This window comes from Nostoc sp. ChiQUE01b (assembly GCF_034531255.1).
Taxonomy (GTDB): Bacteria; Cyanobacteriota; Cyanobacteriia; order Cyanobacteriales; family Nostocaceae; genus Nostoc.
On sequence record NZ_JAVRBM010000056.1, the window covers coordinates 24057 to 45383 of the forward strand.

The following is a 21327-nucleotide window of genomic DNA, read 5'->3' on the forward strand; positions in this document are numbered from 1 at the left end:
AATTAATTAAATAAATAAATATTTACATACGTTTGTTATTGGCTATCAACCTCAAACAATGGAGTAATTGAGCAAATTCCAAACTTGTTGTTATAGTTCAGATGTTCTAATCAGATGTTCTAAATCGATCTTAGAAAGCTAAATATTCCCTGTCCTCCACTAACGGAGCGACATATTCTATCTACAGTTCTATCAAACGGATGAGTTAGCTTTAATGCAACAAGATTTCTGCATCTTGCGCTGAGACTATTTTACTACTCCACACTCAATATCCGCCCCCAAATGGCTTGTTGAGAAGACACAGTGAAGCGGTGAACTCTCGCTGTAGGGGGTTTACTGCTGTAGGTAACTGGTGTTAGCGTGAAGCAAAGTTATAGTGCGACCACAAAAGAAGGGTGACATGGAAAACCTAATGTTTAAGTAGGGGTGCATTTGAAAACTGCTATAAGTTTTGCCACTTGCTAACATTTACTGTTAGACTTTTACTGAGTATTTTTTTGACTGTAGACTCAGAAAAAATTACTTAATTGCTAGCAGATGCAAAAATCTATGAAAATCCAGTGATCATTCAATTGTTAATTCTTCGCCTGTCCCCTGTTACTGACGTTGTGTTGATATTATCTTTACATTATGCCTGAATTGTGAATATGAGATAATGCAGCATCTGCTTGTTCGTTATATAATGCTTAATATTACAGATAAAAGTCATAAAAGTTACCCAATTAACACTTTTGAAGAAAAATTAATAGGGTAGAATCACTGAGATATGTTTGAAAATCAAAAGAAGGACGTTTTTAATGATCGGCTTAACTAATTCAGAAAACGGCACAGTTAGCAGCACAGCAGCCACTAAGAGACTGGCAAGGGCGATGATGGTTTCTGGTGGAGAGTTTTCGCTGTTATTGGCGTGTTGTAACTGTATTCAAAGGCAGCAACAAGTGCTGAATTTGTTAACAGAATTTTCATCAGCAGATATCCACGAAATTTTGCTCTCACCTACGGTTGACAAGTTATACACAGCTATTACAAGTGAAATTGGTACTACTCAACCCGAAGCTTTGATGGTAAGAGGCTTAGAATCTGTAGTAGCAATTAACCAACTGATTATTAGTACCAATATCATGCGAGATGAGTTTCGGAAACAGTTTCAGTTCCCGTTGGTTTTGTGGGTTAATGATGAAATTTTGCGTAAGCTAGTCTGGCTAGCACCCGATTTCAAAGACTGGGCGGCTAGTACTATTAGATTTGATGTACCAAATAATCAGTTTGAATCTGAACAACAACCTATCAGCGCCTAATATTGCCTGAAATTACTGTCAAAATCTTATATACGCTAGGTTGAGCCGAGTAAAATCGAAGCTGAGGTTCTGTCACATTCTTTTCTAAAATTACTTTTATTGAACCCTCCCTTACCAAAGTGAGATAAAAACCTTGGAAGCTATTTTCTAAATTAGAAGATGGTATGGGTGTCGGGTGTGTTATCGCCTTAGTACACATCACCCTAAAAAAGTGTGGAAATGAAGTTGCGATCGCCAGATTTGTTTGTGTTTGAATCGTATAATTAAAGTCTTGAATTCGTTGTTATTGAACCTGGGTTTTTCTCAAGGGAGATATCCTATAGGAGTGAAAAAGAATATAGAGACATAGCAGTGCTACATCTCTCCAAGGATTGTGGATAACGCACATTTAATTTCATCAGATGTCTAATCAATCCTGCAACTAGGTAACTTAGTCCCGCACCTCTGACAAAACCCAGCATTTACATCATGGAAAGCTAAACCACAACCTGAACAAACTATTTCTACCTGATTAGCAGTTTTCACCACTTGCTTAATTAAATCTCCCACTTGCCAAGGAATCAATGCAATTCCGGTAAAAATCATCAATACTGTTAGCAAGCGTCCTAATTCCGAAATTGGAATAACATCGCCAAATCCTACAGTTGTCATTGTGACAACAGAGAAGTAAAATGCATCCAAAAATGTACCGTAATTTTCAGGATTAACCGGATGCTCGACTTGATAAATTAAGCCAGAGTAAATAAAAACAATTGCAAATAACGTAAATAATATTCGCGCAAAAATCATCCCATCTTCACTGCTGATACTAGCGAATAAAAACTTTCTATCTATAAATCTAATTAATCGTAAAATCCGAAACCATCGTAATAGGCGGATAAAGCTAATATCCACCATACCTAGAAAAAATGGCAGAATCGCCATTAAGTCAATAATCGAATAAAAGCTAAAAATATACTTAATTTTGTTTTCCGCACTCCACAGGCGGAGTAAATATTCCACAGCGAAGATGATGACGATCGCAGTATCAGCTACATTTAACTGAAACCGCATATAATCAGGAATATTATATGTTTCTGTTACAAAAATTCCTGATGATATTAGCACCAAAGAGGCGAGTGTTAAATTAATCGCTTTACCTATTGGTGTTTCTAGGTCTTCTAAGTAAAATTCTGTTTCTTGTTTGCTCAGTAACATATTCGACCATTAATACATCTTAATTCCCAGTTATAACATTAGAAATACGATATAATTAGCCATTATCTTTATGTTAACCTCAGCTTATATGAACCCAGAATATTTTATGCGTTTAGCATTGGCAGAAGCAAAAAAAGGTGATGCACCCTACGGTGCAGTGATTGTTAAAAATAACGAAGTCATTGCCGTAGCTCATAATACTGTGAGGAGAGACAACGATCCATCAGCCCATGCAGAAATCAATGCTATTCGTAGTTTAACAGCTAAACTGAAAAACCCCTCTTTAGAAAGTTATAACATATATACAACTGGCGAACCTTGTCCGATGTGTGCAACTGCTTGTGTTTGGAGTGGTTTATCAGAAATTGTATATGGTGCTTCAATTCAAGATTTAATTACTGTAAATCAATCACAAATTAATATATCTTGCGAAGAGGTAATTGATAAGTCATTTAGGAAAATCAAAGTCACAAGAGACGTTTTAAAAAATGAATGTTTGGAATTATTTAAATAATTTAGGAAGAAAATTATTTTTAGGAATAGTCCTTTCAAAATAACTCGAAAAATCTCATTCTTTATCTTTGGTCTACGGACACTTTGCTCAAATTGGAAAACCTTCTCAAGCAAGTGTCATAATCTGTGCTTCTGCGGTTGAAAAGTAATTTATCTAACCAATATTAATTTACTTATGTTAATGCCTAAGTCCTAAAATATTTGTATATATTCCATAGTTTTCTGGGTCATAGCAGCAAAAAATTATTCTTTGTGGACAACCATTCTTTTGTAGCTGTTCATCGCATATTTTCACTGCAACCTCAGCTGCTAAAGTTTTAGGATATTTATAAATGCCAGTACTGATGCAAGGAAATGCCAAACTATTAAACTCTTTATCTGCGGCAATTTGCATACATTGATAATAACATTGAGCTAGAAGTTCGGGTTCTCCGTGATTACCTCCTCGCCATACTGGGCCTACGGTATGAATGATGAAGCTTGCAGGTAAGCGATATCCTTTGGTTAGTTTAGCATCACCAATCTTACATCCTCCAAGTGACCTACACTCATCAACTAGGCCCGAGCCAGATGCCTTGTGTATAGCTCCATCTACGCCACTACCCCCAAGCAAACTAGTATTTGCAGCATTGACGATGGCATCAACTTCTAACTTTGTGATATCACCCAAAATCACTTCCATAAAACAATTAAGCCCAATCGAGACTAATCTATACACTACAAGTGTATTATGTAGATGTCCACTATACAGTTTTAGCTTCAAGCTTAACGATTAGTCTGCTTAAAGTGATGAGCGATTGTCTGCTTTTTTCTGATTTATTCAATCATTGTTTGTCCACTTTATCAATGCGTAAGTTATGATTTTTTTATTTGTATAAGTAGCTTGGCAAAGAATTACGAATTATTTAACTTGATTCATTCAAATAGGATAAATATGTATTTGCCCAAATCGCAGCTTGAGTGCGATCGCGCAAATTTAATCTGTTTAAAATATTCGTAACATGATTTTTTACTGTCCCTTCAGAAATGTAGAGTTCCTGAGCAATTTCTCGGTTACTAGCGCCTGTAGCAATTAATCGCAAAACCTCTTTTTCTCTAGGAGTAAGTTCAGTTAAACTAGATGGTACAGGCGGTGAATGAGTTGGTGCAACATGAGAGAATTGAGTCAACAGCTTTTTAACTATACCTGGGCCTAATTGCGTATATCCTTTATGAACAGCGCGAATAGCAACAGCTAATTCTTCTGATGGTGTATCTTTCAATAAATAACCCATTGCCCCATTTTTTAAAGCTGCTGACACATATTCATCATCATCAAAAGTCGTTAGTACTAAAATCTTAGTTTTGGCAAAACGTTTTTGAATCTCCTGCGTGGCTGCAACTCCATCCATAATTGGCATTCTGATATCTAGCAATATTACATCTGGCTGAAATTGTGCAACAAAATTAATCGCCTGTTGACCGTTTTCTGCTTCTCCAACTATTTCTAAATCTGGTTCTAGTTCCAATAACGCTCTTAATCCTTGACGAATTAAACTTTGGTCATCTACCAGCAATACTTTAATCATTATGTCAACCTTGTTAAGGGAATATTAACTGTAATTTTGCAACCAGAGCCAAGAGCACTATTAATATTAAACTTACCCCCAAGTGCTAAAGTGCGATCGCGCATACTATGAAGTCCAAAACCAGTAGTATTTTGCCCTACATCAAAACCTTTACCATTATCCTGAATTATCAATTGCAAATTGCCTTTAGTTGTAGTGAGTTCTAATTTAACCTCTGTTGCATACGCATATTTAGATATATTAGTTAAAGATTCTTGAGTAATCCGGTAAATGGCAGTATTTATGTCAGGTGGTAGAGAATATTCCAGGTTGATTTGATAAATTGGTAATATTCCATTAAAGCGATGAAAATTTTCTGAAAGACTAGCGATCGCATCTTCTAAAGATTGTTCTTGTAAGGGATTAGAACGCATAGTAGAAACAGATTGACGAACATCTTTTAGCGCCTTTGAACCTAATTCTTTTGCAGTTGCGAGAAATGTTTCAGCTTTAGCTGGGTTAGATTGCCATAGTTTTAAAGCAGTTTCTAATTGCAGATTTAAAGCAGTTAGAGAGTGTCCTAATGAATCATGAATTTCACGAGCAATGCGGTTACGTTCTTCTAAGGTAGCTTGATTTTCAATTTGCATAGCATATTGACGGAGTTTTTCGTTAGCAAGAGCTAGCTTTTCTCGACTTTGCCGTTCAGACAAAACTGCATTCATCATCAACAACACAAAAACCAAACTTAAACCAAATACTAGCGACGAATTCAAAATCAAAAATCGATATCGCTCTTGTGCCTGTGGCGATGCTTGAAAATTGAATAACTGATATTTTAGTTGTGTAGTAACTAAAAATAAAGCAAATGACAAACTTGTAACAAATAAACGCCCATTTAACTGAAAAATCAGACAACTACGAGTCACTAAAATTATATAGAGAAAAGGGAAAAGCCGAGCAAATCTTTCCCCAAAAAGTCCAATTATTAGAATTAATAAAATTTCAATTGCTGTATATATTACCTTAGTTGTCTGGTTATTTCTAGGTAATATTAAGCCCATTACCGCAAAAATAATCAGACTATAAATTGATACTTCTGGCAATATGCTACAAACTGACAAGTCTGGAAATGCACCACAAATTGATAGTTCTGGAGGCTTGGGACGAAAACGCCGTAACGGAGGTGGTATAACCGCTGTCAATGCGGTAATCGCCAGTAATGTCCACTCCAGATAAAGCAGAGACGGAAAAGGATGTTTGTTAATTTCAATTGGACGACTCATTAGTCATGTTGCTCCAGTTAGAAGTGATGAGTTAGGAGTTAAGAGTAGAGACGCGATTAATCGCGTCTGTACAAGAATTAGAAGTTAATAATTCCGAAGATTTGAGCAGATGCTTTCACCGCTTAAATTTTTCGCTGAGTGAGAAATCAAAAGCAAATTAAAAGAACAAACCCGTTAGGTAATCAGCTAAATAATGACTTATAAAATCATCATAATCAAAACTTTCATAATTTATAACTCCTAACTTCTAACTCCTAACTATTTATTCTCAATCATGTTTGTCAAAATTCAATCATGACTAAAGTCATGGGTATAACCATGACTTTCTCCTCATGTAACTGCTGAAGATAAGTTCTTATGATGGTGCTATTCAACCAGGAAAAACCCACCAGACAAGTAATGAAACTCAAAGCATTATCGCTAGTTGCTTCCGCCATCGCTCTCACTTTAACTGCAACCTCCTTTGCTGTTCACGCTCAAACAGCCTCTCCTTCACCCGTGTTACTTGCACAAACTCCACAAAAAGAAAGAGGCCCTTGGAAAGATTTGGGTCTAACAGATGCCCAAAAAGACCAAATTCAGACGATTCGCCGCGATAGCCGCAGCAAATTTGAAGCAGTTTTGACCCCAGAACAAAAAGCAAAATTAGAGGCAGCGAAACAAGCACGTCGGGCTGAGTGGCAAGCGCGTAAGGCTGAGGGGCAAACAGGTCAAGGTCAACGGCAACCCGGTCAACGTCGAGGAAAGGGTGGTTTTGCTGACTTAAATCTAACTGAAGCACAAAAAACCCAAATGCGACAAATCCGCGAGTCTGAGAAACAACAGATTCAAGCAGTCTTAACCCCGGAACAACGTCAAAAATTAGAGCAATTCCGTCAAAATGCTCCTTCACGCCGTCAACAAGGCAACCCTCAATAATCATCTTTCAAACAATAATAATACTGATGTCCAGGTATTGTTTTCCATAGTTAAAAATTAATAGACTTCTTGCAGAAGATGCGGAAAGGGGAAAAACTTCATCCCCTTTCCCTTTCCCTATTTATTGCCCTGCCCCTTATGAGTTATGAGCGCTGAGTAGAGAATCTCATTTCTTTACTCAGCACGGGCTAAACCCTAGCTATCCGCTAACGAAAGTATTTTGCCTAATGCCCAATTTAGTAGACTTTCAAGCTAGTTTTGAGTTATGAGTTAATCAAAACTCCTAGCTTGATTAAGATGTCAAAAGAATTCGCAATTGGTAGTAAAGTCCGTGTTGTGGCGCTACCAGCTTATGTCAAAACTGGTGAACCTATGCCTATGCTACGCCCCCCTAATGTAATTCATATTGGCGAAGAAGGTATAGTCATTGACCGCAGACCCGGTGGCTATTGGGGTATTCGCTTTGCTAGGGGAGTCTTTCTCCTAGATAGTCAATATATCGAAAGCACAGATACCCCTCCCGAATCTCACTTAGAATAAGATTTTTTGCAACCAAGAATTGTAAACTTGTGTAAAGTTGTGATTCTGGTTTACACCATGATTTCCCGCCGCACTTTTTTAAGCATATTATTTGCCAGCTGTATTTCTGTCATCAGCTGGCTGAATTTTACCCCTGTTGCTAATGCTCTTGGTGGTAAACTTCCGGCAATTAATCAACCCGCACCAGAGTTTACTTTGCCAACCAATACAGGTGATGGCAAAATTTCCCTCTCTGACTTGCGCGGTAAATGGCTAGTGCTGTACTTTTATCCTAAAGACTTCACCTCTGGTTGCACTATAGAGGCTCGTCGTTTTCAGCAAGACTTACCCCAATACCTCGAAAAAAACGCTCAGATTATTGGCGTTAGTGCTGATGACATTGATTCCCATGCCAAATTTTGTGATTCAGAGGGACTAAAATTCCCTCTGTTGGCAGACACTAATGGTTTAGTGAGTAAAGCTTACGGTTCATGGCTCGGCTTTTTATCTATGCGCCATAGTTTCATCATCGATCCTCAAGGCGTCTTGCGCGAGACTTTTGTCAAAGTCAACCCAACTATTCACAGTTCAGAAGTGCTGGCACGACTAGAACAATTACAGTCCACAGCTTCTTAAATAATTAGCCTAAGTTAGGGATTTGTCTCCTTGGCTTAGGCTAACAATAATCAAGGGTTAATTCAAAATTAGCTACTGGAAGAACTTGCATACATCTAAGTTCTCCCCCTTAAACGCTATTCATTACTTGGATCTTTCTTAAAATTTGTGAGAGCGATGGCTAAAGAAATAGAGTGATTATTTTTTATCTCCTTCGCGCACAATAAACCCATATTTTCTGAGTACAGTTTTGGCTTCACTGCCAGATAGAAACTGGACAAATTCTTTGGCAGCAGAAGTATTTTTACTGCTTTTAATTATTGCTACCGGATAGACAATCGGTGAGTGAAATTTATCATCAGCAGCAACTACGACTTTTACCTTGTTGGAAATTTTGGCATCAGTGGCATAAACTAAACCTGCTTCGGCATTACCACTTTCTACTGCTGCTAAAACTTGACGCACATTGTTAGCAAAGACAAATTTCGACTTGAGGCGATCGTAAAGTTTCAATTTTTTTAAGACTTGCTCGCCATATTGACCGGCGGGTACGCTTCTGGGTTCACCGATCGCAATTTTTTTAATCTTACTATCGGTTAAATTGTAGAAGCTATTGATGCCAACAACATCCTGAGCCACAATCAAGACTAGACGGTTATTTGCCAGGTTAGTACGGCTACCTGGTAGCAGTAGTCCTTTTTGTTCCAAGGCATCCACTTGCTTTTTGCCAGCAGAAATAAAGATATCGGCTGGCGCACCTTGCTCAATCTGTTGCTGCAAGGCACCAGAAGCCCCAAAGTTATAACTAATATTGATATTTGGTTTACTTTGTTGGTACAAAGGCTTAATTTCTTCCAGCGCCTCTTTTAAGCTGGCAGCTGCGGACACAAGTATGCTGGTGTTCGACTGTGCTATTACAGGAGAAGGAGTAACCAACGGTAAACCAATTGCTAGCAGCAAGCCAGCGATCGCTATACCCAGGAAGCCAAAAATTTGTCTTCTTTTCATAGAAAAGGCGTTTAAAGGGTTTCTTCCATAAAATTGATGCTAGGTAGAATAGTACCAAAAATACCAACATTTGACCAACTAAAGCGGTAAAAAATATGCCTAGAAAAGAACAAGGGTGGGTCACATTCCAAACCTCAGAAGAGGAGCGAAAGATTTTGGAAGAGTTTTGTGGCCAGTCTCAGCGAACTAAGACTGAGATTCTCCGAGAACTGGTACGTGGTCTGAATCAACACTCTTCACCATCAAACTTACTACCAACCATAAATACAGATGAGGAAGATATCTACACTCAAATGCCTGAGATAGAAATTAGTCTTCAAAAGAAACCACTCAAAGTTAGCTCTCGCAATATTCTCAAGGGTGTTGTTAAGCGAGTTGTTACTGGAGCGGTTAATAGTGAAGTAACGCTAGAGATTGTTCACAAAGTTGAGTTAACTTCAATTATTACCAGAGTATCGGTAGAAGAGTTGGATTTGTCTGAAGGGAAAGAAGCTTATGCTGTTATTAAGTCCAACGATATAGTTATCGCCAGGGAATAGGCTGTGGTGATGTCTCTGAACCATTGCTTGGGGTAGGTGTAGACATCACTATTCACTCAAAAGAAACAATCGAAATGTTCTCATGAATCATTCAAAGTTGCTGTAAAAATTACTTAATACTACACAAATAAATTTATATTTTGCTAAATACTTCAGTAGGTAAACTGGGCTACGAACAGCGCAGCCCTTGTTTACCACTCTGTAGCTTATGAAAGTGCTGGTACTGCTTCCAACTTCTCAGCTTTGTTCTTCAATACGGTTGGTAGTTCGCTGTTGAACGCCTCACCTTCAACCACTTGCGATCGGAAACCATCGGGCCCAACTGGAACATCGCCCGTGATGGTGGTGCGATAGAGGACACGCTCGACTTCCAGATGATCTAAGTCTTGAGGGGCCAAATGGGAGGTGGCGCGGTTGTCCCAGAACGCAATGTCACCGTTATTCCAGCGGAAGCGGGTAGTGTAGGCGGGTTTGGCGATCTGGTTGAAGAATAACTCAAGCAGCAGATCGCTCTCTTGTCGTGATACGTCGATAATGTGCGAGGTAAAGCCAGGGTTGACGTACAATGCGCGTTCACCAGTCTCAGGATGAACCCTTACTACTGGATGGATTGAAACCAGGGGATTGGCTGCGATGCGCTGGGCAATCTTGCTGTTGCTGGGGAAATTCAAACGCGCATTGAAGCGATGTTCGGCTTTTAATGTGTCTGCCAAGGCCCGCAGGGGTGCTGATAGACCCTCATAGGCTGCAACTAGATTTGTCCATTGTGTGTCACCCCCGAAGCTAGGGACATTAACCGCACGCAAAATTGACGCCGCAGGTGGGTTAACAACTGCTGTGACATCGGTGTGCCAACGGCTCTCGTAGCTGGAACGGCGCAGACCATTGCGCCGCTCGTAACGGCTGCGGTCAATGGGCAGGATTTCTGAGAAACCTTGAATCGGCTCATCTTCGTGCGGATGTGCGTAAGTCACTTCGCCGAAACGAGCCGTGAATGCAATCTGTGCCGCATGATCGATGTTTTGACCGCGAAAGAACACGACTTTCCACTTCAATAGTGCTTGACGAATTTCTTTGACTGCATCATCGTGCAAAGGACGTGACAGGTCTACGCCGCTGATTTCGGCACCGATGAAACCTGCTACCTGTTTGACTTCAATGTGTTTGTTGCTCATGTCAATTCTCCATAATTCGATCGATAGGGCGGTGTTCGCAAGCGATCGCAATTTAAATATCATACTATAAAACGATCGGTTTACCGTAGTATTATTTGCAGTATTTTAGACTGCTGGAACAACGGTCGATTTAGTCTAAGCAAAGGTAAGTAAAAATTCGCAACACAGATTAAGAAGCTAGCTACGTATTTAAATGGGTATAGAGCAAGCATTAAATTTTTGCTGCAAGTGCCCTTTTTGGAACTTACTTACAACGATTCCACAATAGCCTCACAGATGTATTTATAATACTTTTATATAAACTTTATAAAATCTTTTTATTCATCACACAAATATTTTATTGATTGATTAATTTATACTATAGGATGATAAAGAATCAATTATATTTACTATAAGTATAGTTTTACCCAAAGCTGCAAAATAAATACTAGTTAAAAAAATAAATCCAAAGTATTATTTTTTTATTTGTAAATTGTATAAACAAATCATAATTTTAGTCTACTCTTCTATTTCAAAATACTAATTTTATTTTTTCATTAGTACCAGGCTAATAACAAATTATGAGTTGCCTTTTTACTAACGTTGATTAAGGCTTTGAGGAAATTAAAAATTACATGAAAAAGCAACTATCACAGAAATGGACTATTTCTAAATATTGGTTACGGTTTTTAATTATTATCCTATTAGGAATAGGCGTATTTTTTCGCTTCGTCAATATTGACAAAAAAATTTATTGGGGTGATGAAGTTTTTTCATCATTACGCATATCTGGCTATACACAGTCAGAAATGAAAACGCAATTAGGTAATGGTCGTTTGATTGGAATAGAAGATTTACATAAATACCAGTATCCTAATTCTGAAAAAAATATCATTGATACAATTAAAGGGCTTATTTTAGAAGATTCGCAGATTTTGCCATTATACATCTTGATTATCCGGTTTTGGGTAGAGTGCTTTGGCAATTCTATAGCAGTGATCAGAAGTTTTTCGGCATTTACTAGTCTGGTTACCTTTCCTTGTCTTTATTGGCTATGTCAAGAATTATTTGAGTCTTCATTAGTAGGGTGGATAGCCATCGGGTTAGTAGCTATTTCACCTATTCATATTGTGTATGCACAAGAAGCGCGATCGTATAGTTTAGGAATAGTAGCCATATTAATATCGAGCCTAGCACTGCTGCGAGCCATGCGTCTTCAAACAAATGTTAGTTGGTGCATTTATATAGCAACATTATCAATAGGGTTTTATACTCATCTATTTTTTACCTTGGTTGCTTTTGCACAGGGAATTTATGTAGTTGTAATCGAAGGTTTCCGATTGACTAAAATATCGATTTCCTACGTGCTATCATTGCTTGCGGGGTTTATAACTTTTCTACCTTGGATTTGGATTATTATTACCAATCCTCAGCCAGAAGCAGTCACTTGGGCGAATACTAAACAAACATTATTGATGTCAGCTACAAGGTGGGCTGGTATCTTTAGTCGTGCGTTTCTTGATTTAGGTATTAGTCCTAACGAACCGGGAAAACTTAAGTTTGTCTTAATTCCTTTTATTTTAATTATTTTAGCTTTAATCAGCTACTCAATTTATTTTGTATGTCGAAAAACCTCTAAAAAAGTTTGGTTATTTATCTTAACTTTGATTGGATCTTTAGGGCTTCCTTTACTGATAACAGATTTCGTCTTTCAAAAGCGATTTGCTACTAGTCGATATACACTTCCTTCTGTTTTAGGTATACAGTTAGCTGTTGCTTACCTATTTACCACTAAGATCACGTCTATTTCTACTAAAGATTGGCAAAAAAAGTTTTGGTCACTTGTAGCGTTTATGGTAATTATGGGCGGAGTTGTATCTTGTGTTGTTCACTCTCAAGCACAGATTTGGTGGAACCAATTCCCTGAAAAATACCAAGAATATCCTAAAATTGCTAATATTATTAATCAAGGGAATAAACCGCTTTTAATTAGTGATGAAGATAACCTTTTTCCACCACTACAAATACTTAGTAAATTAATTGATCCAAAAGTGCAATTTCAAATTGTCGGAAAAAATCAGTTGCCAGAGATTACTAATGGCTTTACTGACATATTTTTGTTCTTGTTCGAGCCGTCTGACTTTTTAAAAGCTGGAGTTGAAAAAATTTATAACTCAAAGTTACAGCAGGTAGACGACTTTCTCTGGAAAATAACCAAACCTAATTAAACTAAGTACACTGGCATATCTAGGGGTTGGGAGACTGGAAGGTGGAAAATAAAAGCAGATAGTTGGCATTTGAATATTGCTTGTAGGTTAAAAATCAATATGTTTGGGTTAAGGGAGATAATTGGTCTTTCAAGACGCGATAAATTATAAAGACGCGATAAATCGCGTCTCTACATTAGGGTTTTGGACTTATCTGAACTGTATTAGGTTAAAAATTAATATCAATTAGCCTCATAAGTGGCACAGTTAGAGCAAAAATATACTTTAATTAAACAAATAATTTAAGTATATACTTGTACTGTTGCCGCTTATGTCATCGCCCCTGGAGCGCCCGCTAAAAATTGAAATCAGACTGCCATCTTCACATCCTCAATTATTAGAAGGACTGGATATATGGCTGCGTTTAGGTCTAATATCTGATGCCCAAGTCAGGCAGTTATGTCAAGAGTTTTTGGTGTGTGCGGTGGTGTTGCAACCCCAGGCTGAAGCTAAAACAAAGGTAGTATTTGCAACTTCCAACCCCGTGCAGCAGTTGCCCATAGCAGCTTTACAATCTAGTAGCGGTAAACAACCACAACAAAAACCAGCTAAACCCAACTTTATCAGCACAATGTTGCAGTCCTTGGGGGCAGAACTGAGTGTGCGTTGGCTACTTTTTCTAGGGGTTTTCCTGGTAGTGGTATCCTCTGGGGTACTGGCTGCTAGTCAATGGGCGAGGTTCCCTGCTTCTGGGCAATACGGGGTTTTATTTGCTTATACTTTGAGTTTTTGGGGATTAAGCTTTTGGGCGACTAGGCAAGATAACCTCAGATTGACGGCTCAGACATTGCTGATTGCCACTCTTTTGTTAGTACCAGTGAATTTTTGGGCAATTGATAGCTTTCGGTTATGGCAAAATCCTGTGGATTGGATTGTAGTTGCGATCGCCTGTCCTACCCTCACTGCTATAACTGTTTTACTCTCCAAAAATCGGACTATTTTTACCAATTTACATACTAGCAAATTACCTCTGGTAAATATTCTGGGGCTGAGTTATCTGCATTGGGGTTGGCAGTTAAGAGGATTTCCCTTAATTGCTGTTTATCTGGCAACGATCGCTACAACTATCATTACCGTTTATCACAATCTTTTCCAACAGCCTCATACTGGCAGCGACGATCGCCGTAGATTAAGTATTAGCTTACCTGCTGCTGTAATTATTTATTCTTTAATAGTATTGTTGGTGCGGGCAATTTTTATTACCAAGGTAGATGTCACACTGTTGGGGTTAGCTATTGGGATTTGCGGCTGGTTGATGACTTGGTTAGCACAGCAGGGGAGGAGGAGGGCAGGGGGGCAGGGGAGCAGAGGGGCAGGGGGAGATGAGGGAGCAGGGGGAGCAGGGGAAGTAACATTAATATCCTCCTCATCTCCCTTGTCCCCCTCATCCCTCTTACTCTGGGAAAGACTTGGTGCCCTTTTACTCTTCGTGGGTTGGGTGGTATCGGTAGTAAATTATCCTTGGCAAGCAATAGCTGTCAGTGGTTTGGGTTTGTGGTTTGTGGGGAGTCGCTTGCGGCGTTACAGTTTAAAGCGAGACTTTGCAGCGGTTTTCGTCATCGGCTTAGAGACGATTTTGCTAGGTTGGCGATTAGTACCTGATAACTTACAGAAATTCGCGATCGCAACTAGTACCCAACTCACCAATTCTCAAAATGAACCTTGGGCGCTACTGGGTATAGCTTTATTTCCCTACGTAATTTTAATGGTGGCGCTTACAGATAGTTTGTATCGTAGCCAAAAGCGAGAATTAGCTAAATTTGGCGAACTGCTCGCTCTGTTATTTGGAGCTTTTTTAACAACGATCGCTATAGTAAATCCCACATTGCGATCGCTAAATTTGCTATTTTCTACCGCCACTCTCGCATTCGTTACTCAACGCCGCTCCCCCTCATCCCTTCCCCTGGTATACCTAACTCACATCATGGGGGTGCTGACATTTTGCTTTACGATTAATTGGTTATTCCCCAGCCTGACTCAACAAGCTTGGGCAAGTATTTTATTGGCTCTCATGGTTGCAGAATGGCGGTTTAGCTTAGAGGAAGGACTATGGCAACGTAGTGCATGGGATATCGGTTTAGGACTAGCCGCAGCGAGTTTTTTCCTTTTGTGGATGAATGCAGAATCATCTTGGTATGGCATCGCTGATAACCGATCTGATTGGGGAGTTTTATGGCTAGTTACGCCTTTAGCTCTGACGGGTGTTGCCAATGCCACAATTAGAGAGCGGCGGCTTACTAGCCGTTACTTGAGTGTCTTGGCTGCGATAATTGCCCAACTAGTGACTTTACAGCTACCAGGAATCAGATTAATTGGTTTAGCTGTAGGTGCTGGATTGATGTTTGCAAATACGCGCTATTTGCGAAACCAAGTATCTGCGTTAATTACAGAAGGATTTGTTTTAAGTTTCATTGGGGTGCTGCTGTGGACGGGTGTGCCTGGTTTACCTCGCCTAGCGGTAGCAGGTTGGTTTGTCGCCGGAGCGATCGCAACTCTAAGTTTATGGTTAGCGCGGACTATTTTGAATCGACGCGGTAACGAATTAGCAGTCATCTATGCAGCCGCTAGCGATAAATGGGCGATCGCTTTGTGTGGTTTTGAATTGTTAAGTTTGACGCTGGACTCAGTGCTGATTTACCGAGGGTTTACTACTTCAGGATTTTTCTTCTTAATTGCCACTGCAATAACCTTGGCAGCCATTGTTTATCGTAGTTGGCGCGAACCGACAAATTGGGCATTTTATGGGATTGGTTGGTGTTTGGAATTGTTGATTGCTCAGGTGTTAGGGTTGGGGGAACACTCAATTGTGAGAATTGCGAGCGCAAACATCGCTTTGGGTTTAATTGCTCAACTTGTCGGCGAGTGGTGGCGGCGACGACATCAATTAGAAAGGTTTCCTAGCAGCCTGCACATTTTGCCATTAATTTATGGTGCATTTAGTGTATTGCTGCGTTTGAACAGCTTCACCGAATGGACAGGTTTGTATTCCTTGGGTGTAGCTTTAATTGTTATTGGCGTGGGGCGACGGCGCGAAAACTTCAAACCCTTGCTGTATTTAGGAATTATTGGCGTATCAATTTCTGCTTATGAACTTTTGTTTTATCAAATGTCACAAGCTTCAGGAGGAGCATTAGGTGATGGATTAATTGCCATGTCTGCCCTTGGTGCGAGTATCATGTATGCTTACCGCATTCTGTCGCCTGGGCTTGTCAGCTACTTACGCCTAACTCCCCAAGAATTGAAAAGAATTGCCCATATTCACTGGGTTTGGAGTAGCTGTTTATTAATGGCTGCTATTATTACACCCATTGGAGTTAACCGTTTGCTGGGATTGGGTACTGGAGTATTTTTGATTCGCTATGCCATCTTTCAGGGACGAAATTCGCGCACTTCCCCCAGTTTCTTCGGAGGAATTACAATCGCCGAGATGTGGGTTTACCTTGGTTTATTAGAGGTAGCCGGCATGAGGATTTATTGGCGGGAGACAGCAGTAGGGCGATTTTGGGCTGGGCCATTAGTTCCTTGGAATGGGGCGATCGCTTGTGTGGTAGCCTACTTTCTGTACATCCTACCTTGGGAAAGTTGGGGTTGGTCTAAAAGACCTTGGCAACAAGCTGCATACATCACACCTCTGATAATTTTATGGGAAACCAGACTGCAAACTTACCCCATTACCTTAGTACTCGCAGCTGGATTCTACATCTTTTTGGCAAAAGTGGGTGAAAACATCCGTTTCACCTATATTAGTGTGGCGTTGATTGATTGGGCACTTTATCGCTGGTTTGATTCTTTACGCTTGACTGATGCTTTGTGGTATGTAACACCAATTGGGTTATCACTGCTTTATATTGCTCAAGTAGATACCCAACTGAAGCTACCAGAGTACAAAACATCTCGTCATCTTCTAAGAGTGCTAGGTAGTGGTTTAATTTGTGGGTGGGCAATTTTATTTGATCAAAATACAGCTTGGATTCCGGGAATTTTTAGTCTGATTGCCATTTTTGCTGGATTAGCTTTGCGAGTGCGGGCTTTTCTCTACATTGGTACAGCCACTTTTTTAATTACTACAATCTATCAATCGGTAATTTTCAGCTTGCAGTACTCCTTTTTAAAATGGGTTGTTGGCTTGTTAGTTGGCATTTTACTGATTTATATCGCCGCCAACTTTGAAACTCGTCGTGCTCAAATAACTTCCTTAATTCGTAACGCTATTGATGAATTTCAATCATGGGAATAGGTAAGCTAAGGCTTAAACTAATTAGACAGGCGATCGCCTAAATTTAAGATACTTGTAAAATTAAGCAAAAGCGATGGCTCTGCCAAAGCTTTAGGCTAACGCATAGAAGTACAAAACAATGACACGAATTCCATTAACAGAAGCTCAACTTCGTTTACCTGAACTGATTGCAAGTCTGCAACCCGGTGAAGAAGTGCAGATTTTTTCCGGCAATCGCACCGTTGCCAGATTGATTGGCGAATTCCAACCACCCCGGAAGCCTCGCCAGCCCGGTAGTGCAATCGGAACACTAACCATCCTGTCCGAAGATGAAACCCACTTGCAAGACTTTCACGACTACATACCATGAAGTTTCTGCTCGATACTCAAGCATTTCTCTGGTTTGTACTCAACGATCTTGCCCTTAGTCAAGTCGCATGTGATTTGATTGTCGATCCCCTCAATGACATCTTGCTCAGTCCTGCTTCGTATTGGGAAATTGCCATCAAGGTTAGTATTGGTAAGTATCAAATTCCTGAAAATTTTGAAACATGGATGGAGCATCAAATCCATGTTAATGAATTTGAAATATTACCGATTAAAGTTGTTCATGCTGCCGCAATCGTGACTTTGCCATTCCATCATAAAGATCCCTTTGATCGGCTTTTGGTTGCCCAAGCACTCACAGAAAAGATCCCGATCGTTAGCGTAGATACAGTGTTAGACAATTATGCAGTTACTCGTTATTGGTAAGTACGATAACCTGCGGTCATAAGGAATACAAAGATTTCACCCACTCCCATTCCTGTATCAAACCCTCTCTTAAAAATACTTGTGGCTGATATCCGAGAATTTTCTGCGCTTTAGATACATCAGCACCAGTGTGGCGTGCGTCTCCCATCGCTTTTTCTATGTGGTTTCTTTTGATTGGCTTCCCAACAATTTCTTCAATCGTATTTAAGGCTTCTGTTAAAACCACCCTGCTACCACCACCGATATTAAAGATTTCTCCCACTGCTTGGGGTGCGGTAGCGGCAGCTAAATTAGCGGCGACAATATCACTAACAAACGTAAACTCCCGCGTTTGCTGGCCATCGCCGTAAATAGGAATCGCCTTATCGTGCAAAATGGATTGAAAAAACTTATGAAATGCCATATCTGGGCGCTGTTTGGGGCCATAAACTGTGAAATAGCGCAATGTCACACAGGGCACACCAAAGTTCTTGTAATACAGTTCACATAAAAACTCTGCTGCTAGCTTCGTAATACCGTAAGGAGAAACCGGTTGAGGACAAATTCTCTCGTGGGTAGGTAATGTTTCTGCATCACCATATACACTAGATGAAGAGGCAAACACTAATCTTTTTAGGTGTTTAGCATCTTTAGCTGCTTCCAGCAAAACTTGTGTAGCGTTAACATTTCGTTCTGTATAGCCTCGAAAAGCTTTACCCCAACTTGCTCTAACCCCTGCTTGTGCCGCTTGATGGTAAACTACATCAACATCTTTTAGGAGTTTCTGCCAATCTAAAAACTGTATATCTCCTTCAATTAATGCAAAACCAGGTAAACGATACAAGTGTGCAATATTGTTTCGCTTTAACATAGGATCGTAATAATCATTGAATTCATCAATCCCGATCACTTTGTTTCCTTGTTGTAGCAATGTTTCTGCAAGATGAGAACCAATAAAGCCTGCGACTCCAGTAACGATAATTTTAACCATGTTGCCGATTTTTTTATATCCTGATTAACCGCTATATTCACAAGTTAATAATTATAATCAAAAAATAGTGATTAATTGAGGATTTTTTCATAGATCATTTTAGTTATATCAGCATAAAAGATAATTAAACTAATACACTTGTGCTGAAAATATGTTATTAACTTGATTGAGTAATTGCTAACAATAAAGATTAAAAATTTACTAATTAGTGAAATTTAATTTTTAGAATAAATGCAGTTGAGATTTAATGGCTAAAATATTTCAGCATATCAAATAATTAAAATGATGCATAAATGAAACCAATTCGCAATTCGCAATTACAGCGTTTTTCAAGTAATTGAACCACACCACGCCCTACTCCCTCATCCCCCTCATCTCAATTGTGGTCTAAATACCTGAAAACTGCTGTAAACTAAGCCACTCACAATATGAGTGGGGTTTCGACCTACCTTGAGACACAAGGATTATTTCGCCTACAAGGGGCGAGGTTTTTACCTTTTCCCTTCTTGATAAAAGAACCCCATCCTGCCTTTGACTTACGTCAAAGTCTCCCCTAAGAGCAGGTCTAGTGATTTAAACTCAAATATTGGATTTGTGTAATTTTAATTGAGAACGGGTAATAAGTAATTTATTTACTATTACCCATTACCAACCTTAACTAACTACCGCTTCAGCTTTTTCCTGAGCTTTTTCTTTCACTAGAACATAAGGCTTTTCTGCACCTTGTGCTAAATACTCAGCTAGCTGATTTTCAATTTGATCGCGGACAATTTGGCGATACTCCAGAAAATGCTCGTTGTGGGCGCAAGCAGAAATGTAATGTTCAATAACTCCAGGGTTACGCTTGAGAATGCTGAACAAATGATGCCAAAATTTCCAGCGGGTTTCCCGTTTGATACCTTGTCGCCAAATCACAATCAGCAACGCTTTTACAACTACCCACTCTGGCATTTTTGCTGGGGCTTTCCAACTCGGCAAGCCCATCATCAAGAAACAGCGATAGGTGCGATCTAAGTACTGTACTGGGTCGTATAAAGAACAGAATGCTTCAATATATTCTCGCGCAAGTTCTTCCAGGGGACGGGTGGGCAGGAAGTTCATCAATGTTGTTTGGTTGATGTTACCATCTTGATTTTCCCGTAATCGTCCTTCCTTTTTCAGGCGATGCCAAAGCGCAGTATTAGGTAACGCTTGTAACATGGCAAAGGTAGTTGAGGGAATTGCTGCTTGTTCTGCAAAGCGGACAATGCGATCGCCTGCACCTGCTTTTTCGCCATCAAATCCAATAATAAACCCAGCCATTGGGCGCAATCCCGCTTTAGTAATGGTTTGCACCGCCTCAGTTAGAGAACTGCGAGTATTTTGAAACTTCTTGGTCATTTGCAAACTATCTTCATCCGGCGTTTCGATTCCCAAAAACACCGCCGAGAAACCGCACTCAACCATCAACTCCAACATTTCTTGGTCTTGTGCCAAGTCAACTGAAGCTTCAGTATCAAATCGGAAAGGATATTTGTGTTCTGCCATCCAGACTTTTAACTCTTTCAGCAACAACTTCACATTTCGCTTGTTGCCAATAAAGTTGTCATCCACCATGAACACACCCCGCCGCCAACCCAATTCATAGAGGTAATCTAACTCTGCTAACAGTTGGGCTGGGGTTTTGGTGCGCGGTTTACGTCCGTAGAGAACAATAATGTCGCAAAATTCGCACTGGAAGGGACACCCACGCGAAAACTGCACCGACATCATGTCATAAGCGTTCAATTCTAATAAATCAAAACGGGGTATTGGTGTGCTTGTGACATCAGGCTTTTCTGTGGCGCGGAAAGTCCCAGATGTTTCACCCCGTTTAATTGCCTCAATAAACATGGGCAAAGTGATTTCCCCTTCATCCAGAATCAGAAAATCTGCACCAACATTTTCAACTTCATGAGGTACAGAGGTTGGGTAAGGGCCGCCAACTGCGACTAGCTTGCCACGTTTTTTTGCTTCTTGGATTTGCTCAAGTAAATCTTGTTTTTGGACAATCATTGCAGAGAGAATTACCACATCTGCCCATGCCCATTCTGCTTCTGTTGCGGGGCGGATGTTGCGATCGACCAGCTTGAATTCCCATTCTTGGGGCAAAATCGCGGCTACTGTTACTAAACCCAGAGGTGGTAATAAAACCTTGCGATCGACTAACTCCAAGATTTTTTCATAAGACCAAAAGGTTTTGGGAAATATTGGATACACTAATAAAATTCGCATTTAGTATCAATCCTCACACTTTGATTGTTATCCCACTCTAACGAAAATAAAGAGTTATTGACTTTTTATTAAAGTTGTTTTATTTTACCATTGATATTTTTACCTCAAATGGACGACTAGTACAGCACAGCGTAAATCCAGCTACCATCTCACTTAACCAGACAAGTTGCTCAGAGTAACTGGTTAAAGGTAGCTAAACTTCCGCCACAGTCTACTAGGTTTTCTTTAAAAATACTCCCACATATATAAGAATTATTGTCATTTAGTTGTATCG

Annotated in this window: 18 protein-coding genes; 10 read left to right on the forward strand and 8 right to left on the reverse strand. The window is 39.7% G+C overall.

Annotation, left to right across the window (positions count from 1 at the left end; genetic code table 11):
- The first annotated feature begins 797 nt into the window (after positions 1-797).
- Complete coding sequence (locus RMY63_RS28535) at positions 798-1298, forward strand: hypothetical protein (protein WP_322731932.1); 501 nt, start codon at positions 798-800, stop codon at positions 1296-1298.
- 405 nt (positions 1299-1703) lie between these two features.
- Here RMY63_RS28535 and RMY63_RS28540 read toward each other — a convergent pair whose 3' ends face one another.
- Positions 1704-2495: an ion transporter gene (locus RMY63_RS28540; protein ID WP_322731933.1), complete on the reverse strand. Its 792-nt coding sequence runs from the start codon at positions 2493-2495 to the stop codon at positions 1704-1706.
- Positions 2496-2583: 88 nt separating this feature from the next.
- Here RMY63_RS28540 and RMY63_RS28545 point away from each other — a divergent pair, with 88 nt between their 5' ends.
- On the forward strand, positions 2584-3009 hold the full coding sequence (locus RMY63_RS28545) for a nucleoside deaminase (protein ID WP_322731956.1): 426 nt from the start codon (positions 2584-2586) through the stop codon (positions 3007-3009).
- A gap of 177 nt (positions 3010-3186) precedes the next feature.
- Here RMY63_RS28545 and RMY63_RS28550 read toward each other — a convergent pair whose 3' ends face one another.
- The 3 genes from RMY63_RS28550 to RMY63_RS28560 all read right to left on the reverse strand — a co-directional run bounded on the left by RMY63_RS28550 (position 3187) and on the right by RMY63_RS28560 (position 5841).
- The gene (locus tag RMY63_RS28550) at positions 3187-3684 is read right to left on the reverse strand and encodes a macro domain-containing protein (RefSeq protein WP_322731957.1); all 498 of its coding nucleotides are present in this window, start codon (positions 3682-3684) and stop codon (positions 3187-3189) included.
- Positions 3685-3913: 229 nt separating this feature from the next.
- Positions 3914-4576, reverse strand: a complete 663-nt coding sequence (locus RMY63_RS28555; RefSeq protein WP_322731934.1) for a response regulator transcription factor — start codon at positions 4574-4576, stop codon at positions 3914-3916.
- Positions 4576-5841 (reverse strand): sensor histidine kinase, encoded by a 1266-nt coding sequence (locus RMY63_RS28560; RefSeq protein WP_322731935.1) that lies wholly within the window; start codon positions 5839-5841, stop codon positions 4576-4578. The genes RMY63_RS28555 and RMY63_RS28560 overlap by 1 nt, the downstream gene beginning before the upstream one ends.
- A gap of 399 nt (positions 5842-6240) precedes the next feature.
- Between RMY63_RS28560 and RMY63_RS28565 the strand changes: the two genes are divergently transcribed.
- From RMY63_RS28565 to RMY63_RS28575, 3 genes are all read left to right on the forward strand, one after another.
- The gene (locus tag RMY63_RS28565) at positions 6241-6759 is read left to right on the forward strand and encodes a P pilus assembly/Cpx signaling pathway, periplasmic inhibitor/zinc-resistance associated protein (protein ID WP_322731958.1); all 519 of its coding nucleotides are present in this window, start codon (positions 6241-6243) and stop codon (positions 6757-6759) included.
- A 297-nt stretch (positions 6760-7056) separates the two neighbouring features.
- Positions 7057-7299: a regulatory protein SipA gene (gene sipA, locus RMY63_RS28570; RefSeq protein WP_322731936.1), complete on the forward strand. Its 243-nt coding sequence runs from the start codon at positions 7057-7059 to the stop codon at positions 7297-7299.
- A gap of 57 nt (positions 7300-7356) precedes the next feature.
- Positions 7357-7914, forward strand: a complete 558-nt coding sequence (locus RMY63_RS28575) for a peroxiredoxin (protein ID WP_322731959.1) — start codon at positions 7357-7359, stop codon at positions 7912-7914.
- Between the two features lie 177 nt (positions 7915-8091).
- Here the strand turns inward: RMY63_RS28575 and modA are convergent, their stop codons facing one another.
- Positions 8092-8901, reverse strand: a complete 810-nt coding sequence (gene modA / locus RMY63_RS28580) for a molybdate ABC transporter substrate-binding protein (protein WP_322731937.1) — start codon at positions 8899-8901, stop codon at positions 8092-8094.
- 95 nt (positions 8902-8996) lie between these two features.
- Between modA and RMY63_RS28585 the strand changes: the two genes are divergently transcribed.
- Positions 8997-9440, forward strand: a complete 444-nt coding sequence (locus RMY63_RS28585) for a TOBE domain-containing protein (RefSeq protein WP_292817405.1) — start codon at positions 8997-8999, stop codon at positions 9438-9440.
- A 206-nt stretch (positions 9441-9646) separates the two neighbouring features.
- Here RMY63_RS28585 and RMY63_RS28590 read toward each other — a convergent pair whose 3' ends face one another.
- Positions 9647-10615, reverse strand: coding sequence for a TauD/TfdA dioxygenase family protein (locus RMY63_RS28590; protein ID WP_322731938.1), 969 nt, complete (start codon positions 10613-10615; stop codon positions 9647-9649).
- A gap of 614 nt (positions 10616-11229) precedes the next feature.
- Between RMY63_RS28590 and RMY63_RS28595 the strand changes: the two genes are divergently transcribed.
- The 4 genes from RMY63_RS28595 to RMY63_RS28610 all read left to right on the forward strand — a co-directional run bounded on the left by RMY63_RS28595 (position 11230) and on the right by RMY63_RS28610 (position 17830).
- Positions 11230-12822: a glycosyltransferase family 39 protein gene (locus RMY63_RS28595; protein WP_322731939.1), complete on the forward strand. Its 1593-nt coding sequence runs from the start codon at positions 11230-11232 to the stop codon at positions 12820-12822.
- 310 nt (positions 12823-13132) lie between these two features.
- Positions 13133-17098, forward strand: coding sequence for a DUF2157 domain-containing protein (locus tag RMY63_RS28600; protein WP_322731940.1), 3966 nt, complete (start codon positions 13133-13135; stop codon positions 17096-17098).
- A 118-nt stretch (positions 17099-17216) separates the two neighbouring features.
- Positions 17217-17447, forward strand: coding sequence for an antitoxin of toxin-antitoxin stability system (locus tag RMY63_RS28605; RefSeq protein ID WP_322731941.1), 231 nt, complete (start codon positions 17217-17219; stop codon positions 17445-17447).
- Complete coding sequence (locus RMY63_RS28610) at positions 17444-17830, forward strand: type II toxin-antitoxin system VapC family toxin (protein ID WP_322703608.1); 387 nt, start codon at positions 17444-17446, stop codon at positions 17828-17830. The genes RMY63_RS28605 and RMY63_RS28610 overlap by 4 nt, the downstream gene beginning before the upstream one ends.
- Before the next feature lie 16 nt (positions 17831-17846).
- On the opposite strand, the gene RMY63_RS28615 is transcribed toward RMY63_RS28610, so the two are convergent.
- Together RMY63_RS28615 and RMY63_RS28620 are read right to left on the reverse strand one after the other, a co-directional pair.
- A complete protein-coding gene (locus RMY63_RS28615) occupies positions 17847-18800 on the reverse strand; it encodes an NAD-dependent epimerase/dehydratase family protein (protein ID WP_322731942.1) in 954 nt (317 codons plus the stop codon).
- A 654-nt stretch (positions 18801-19454) separates the two neighbouring features.
- Positions 19455-21053: a B12-binding domain-containing radical SAM protein gene (locus RMY63_RS28620; protein ID WP_322731943.1), complete on the reverse strand. Its 1599-nt coding sequence runs from the start codon at positions 21051-21053 to the stop codon at positions 19455-19457.
- Positions 21054-21327 lie beyond the last annotated feature (274 nt).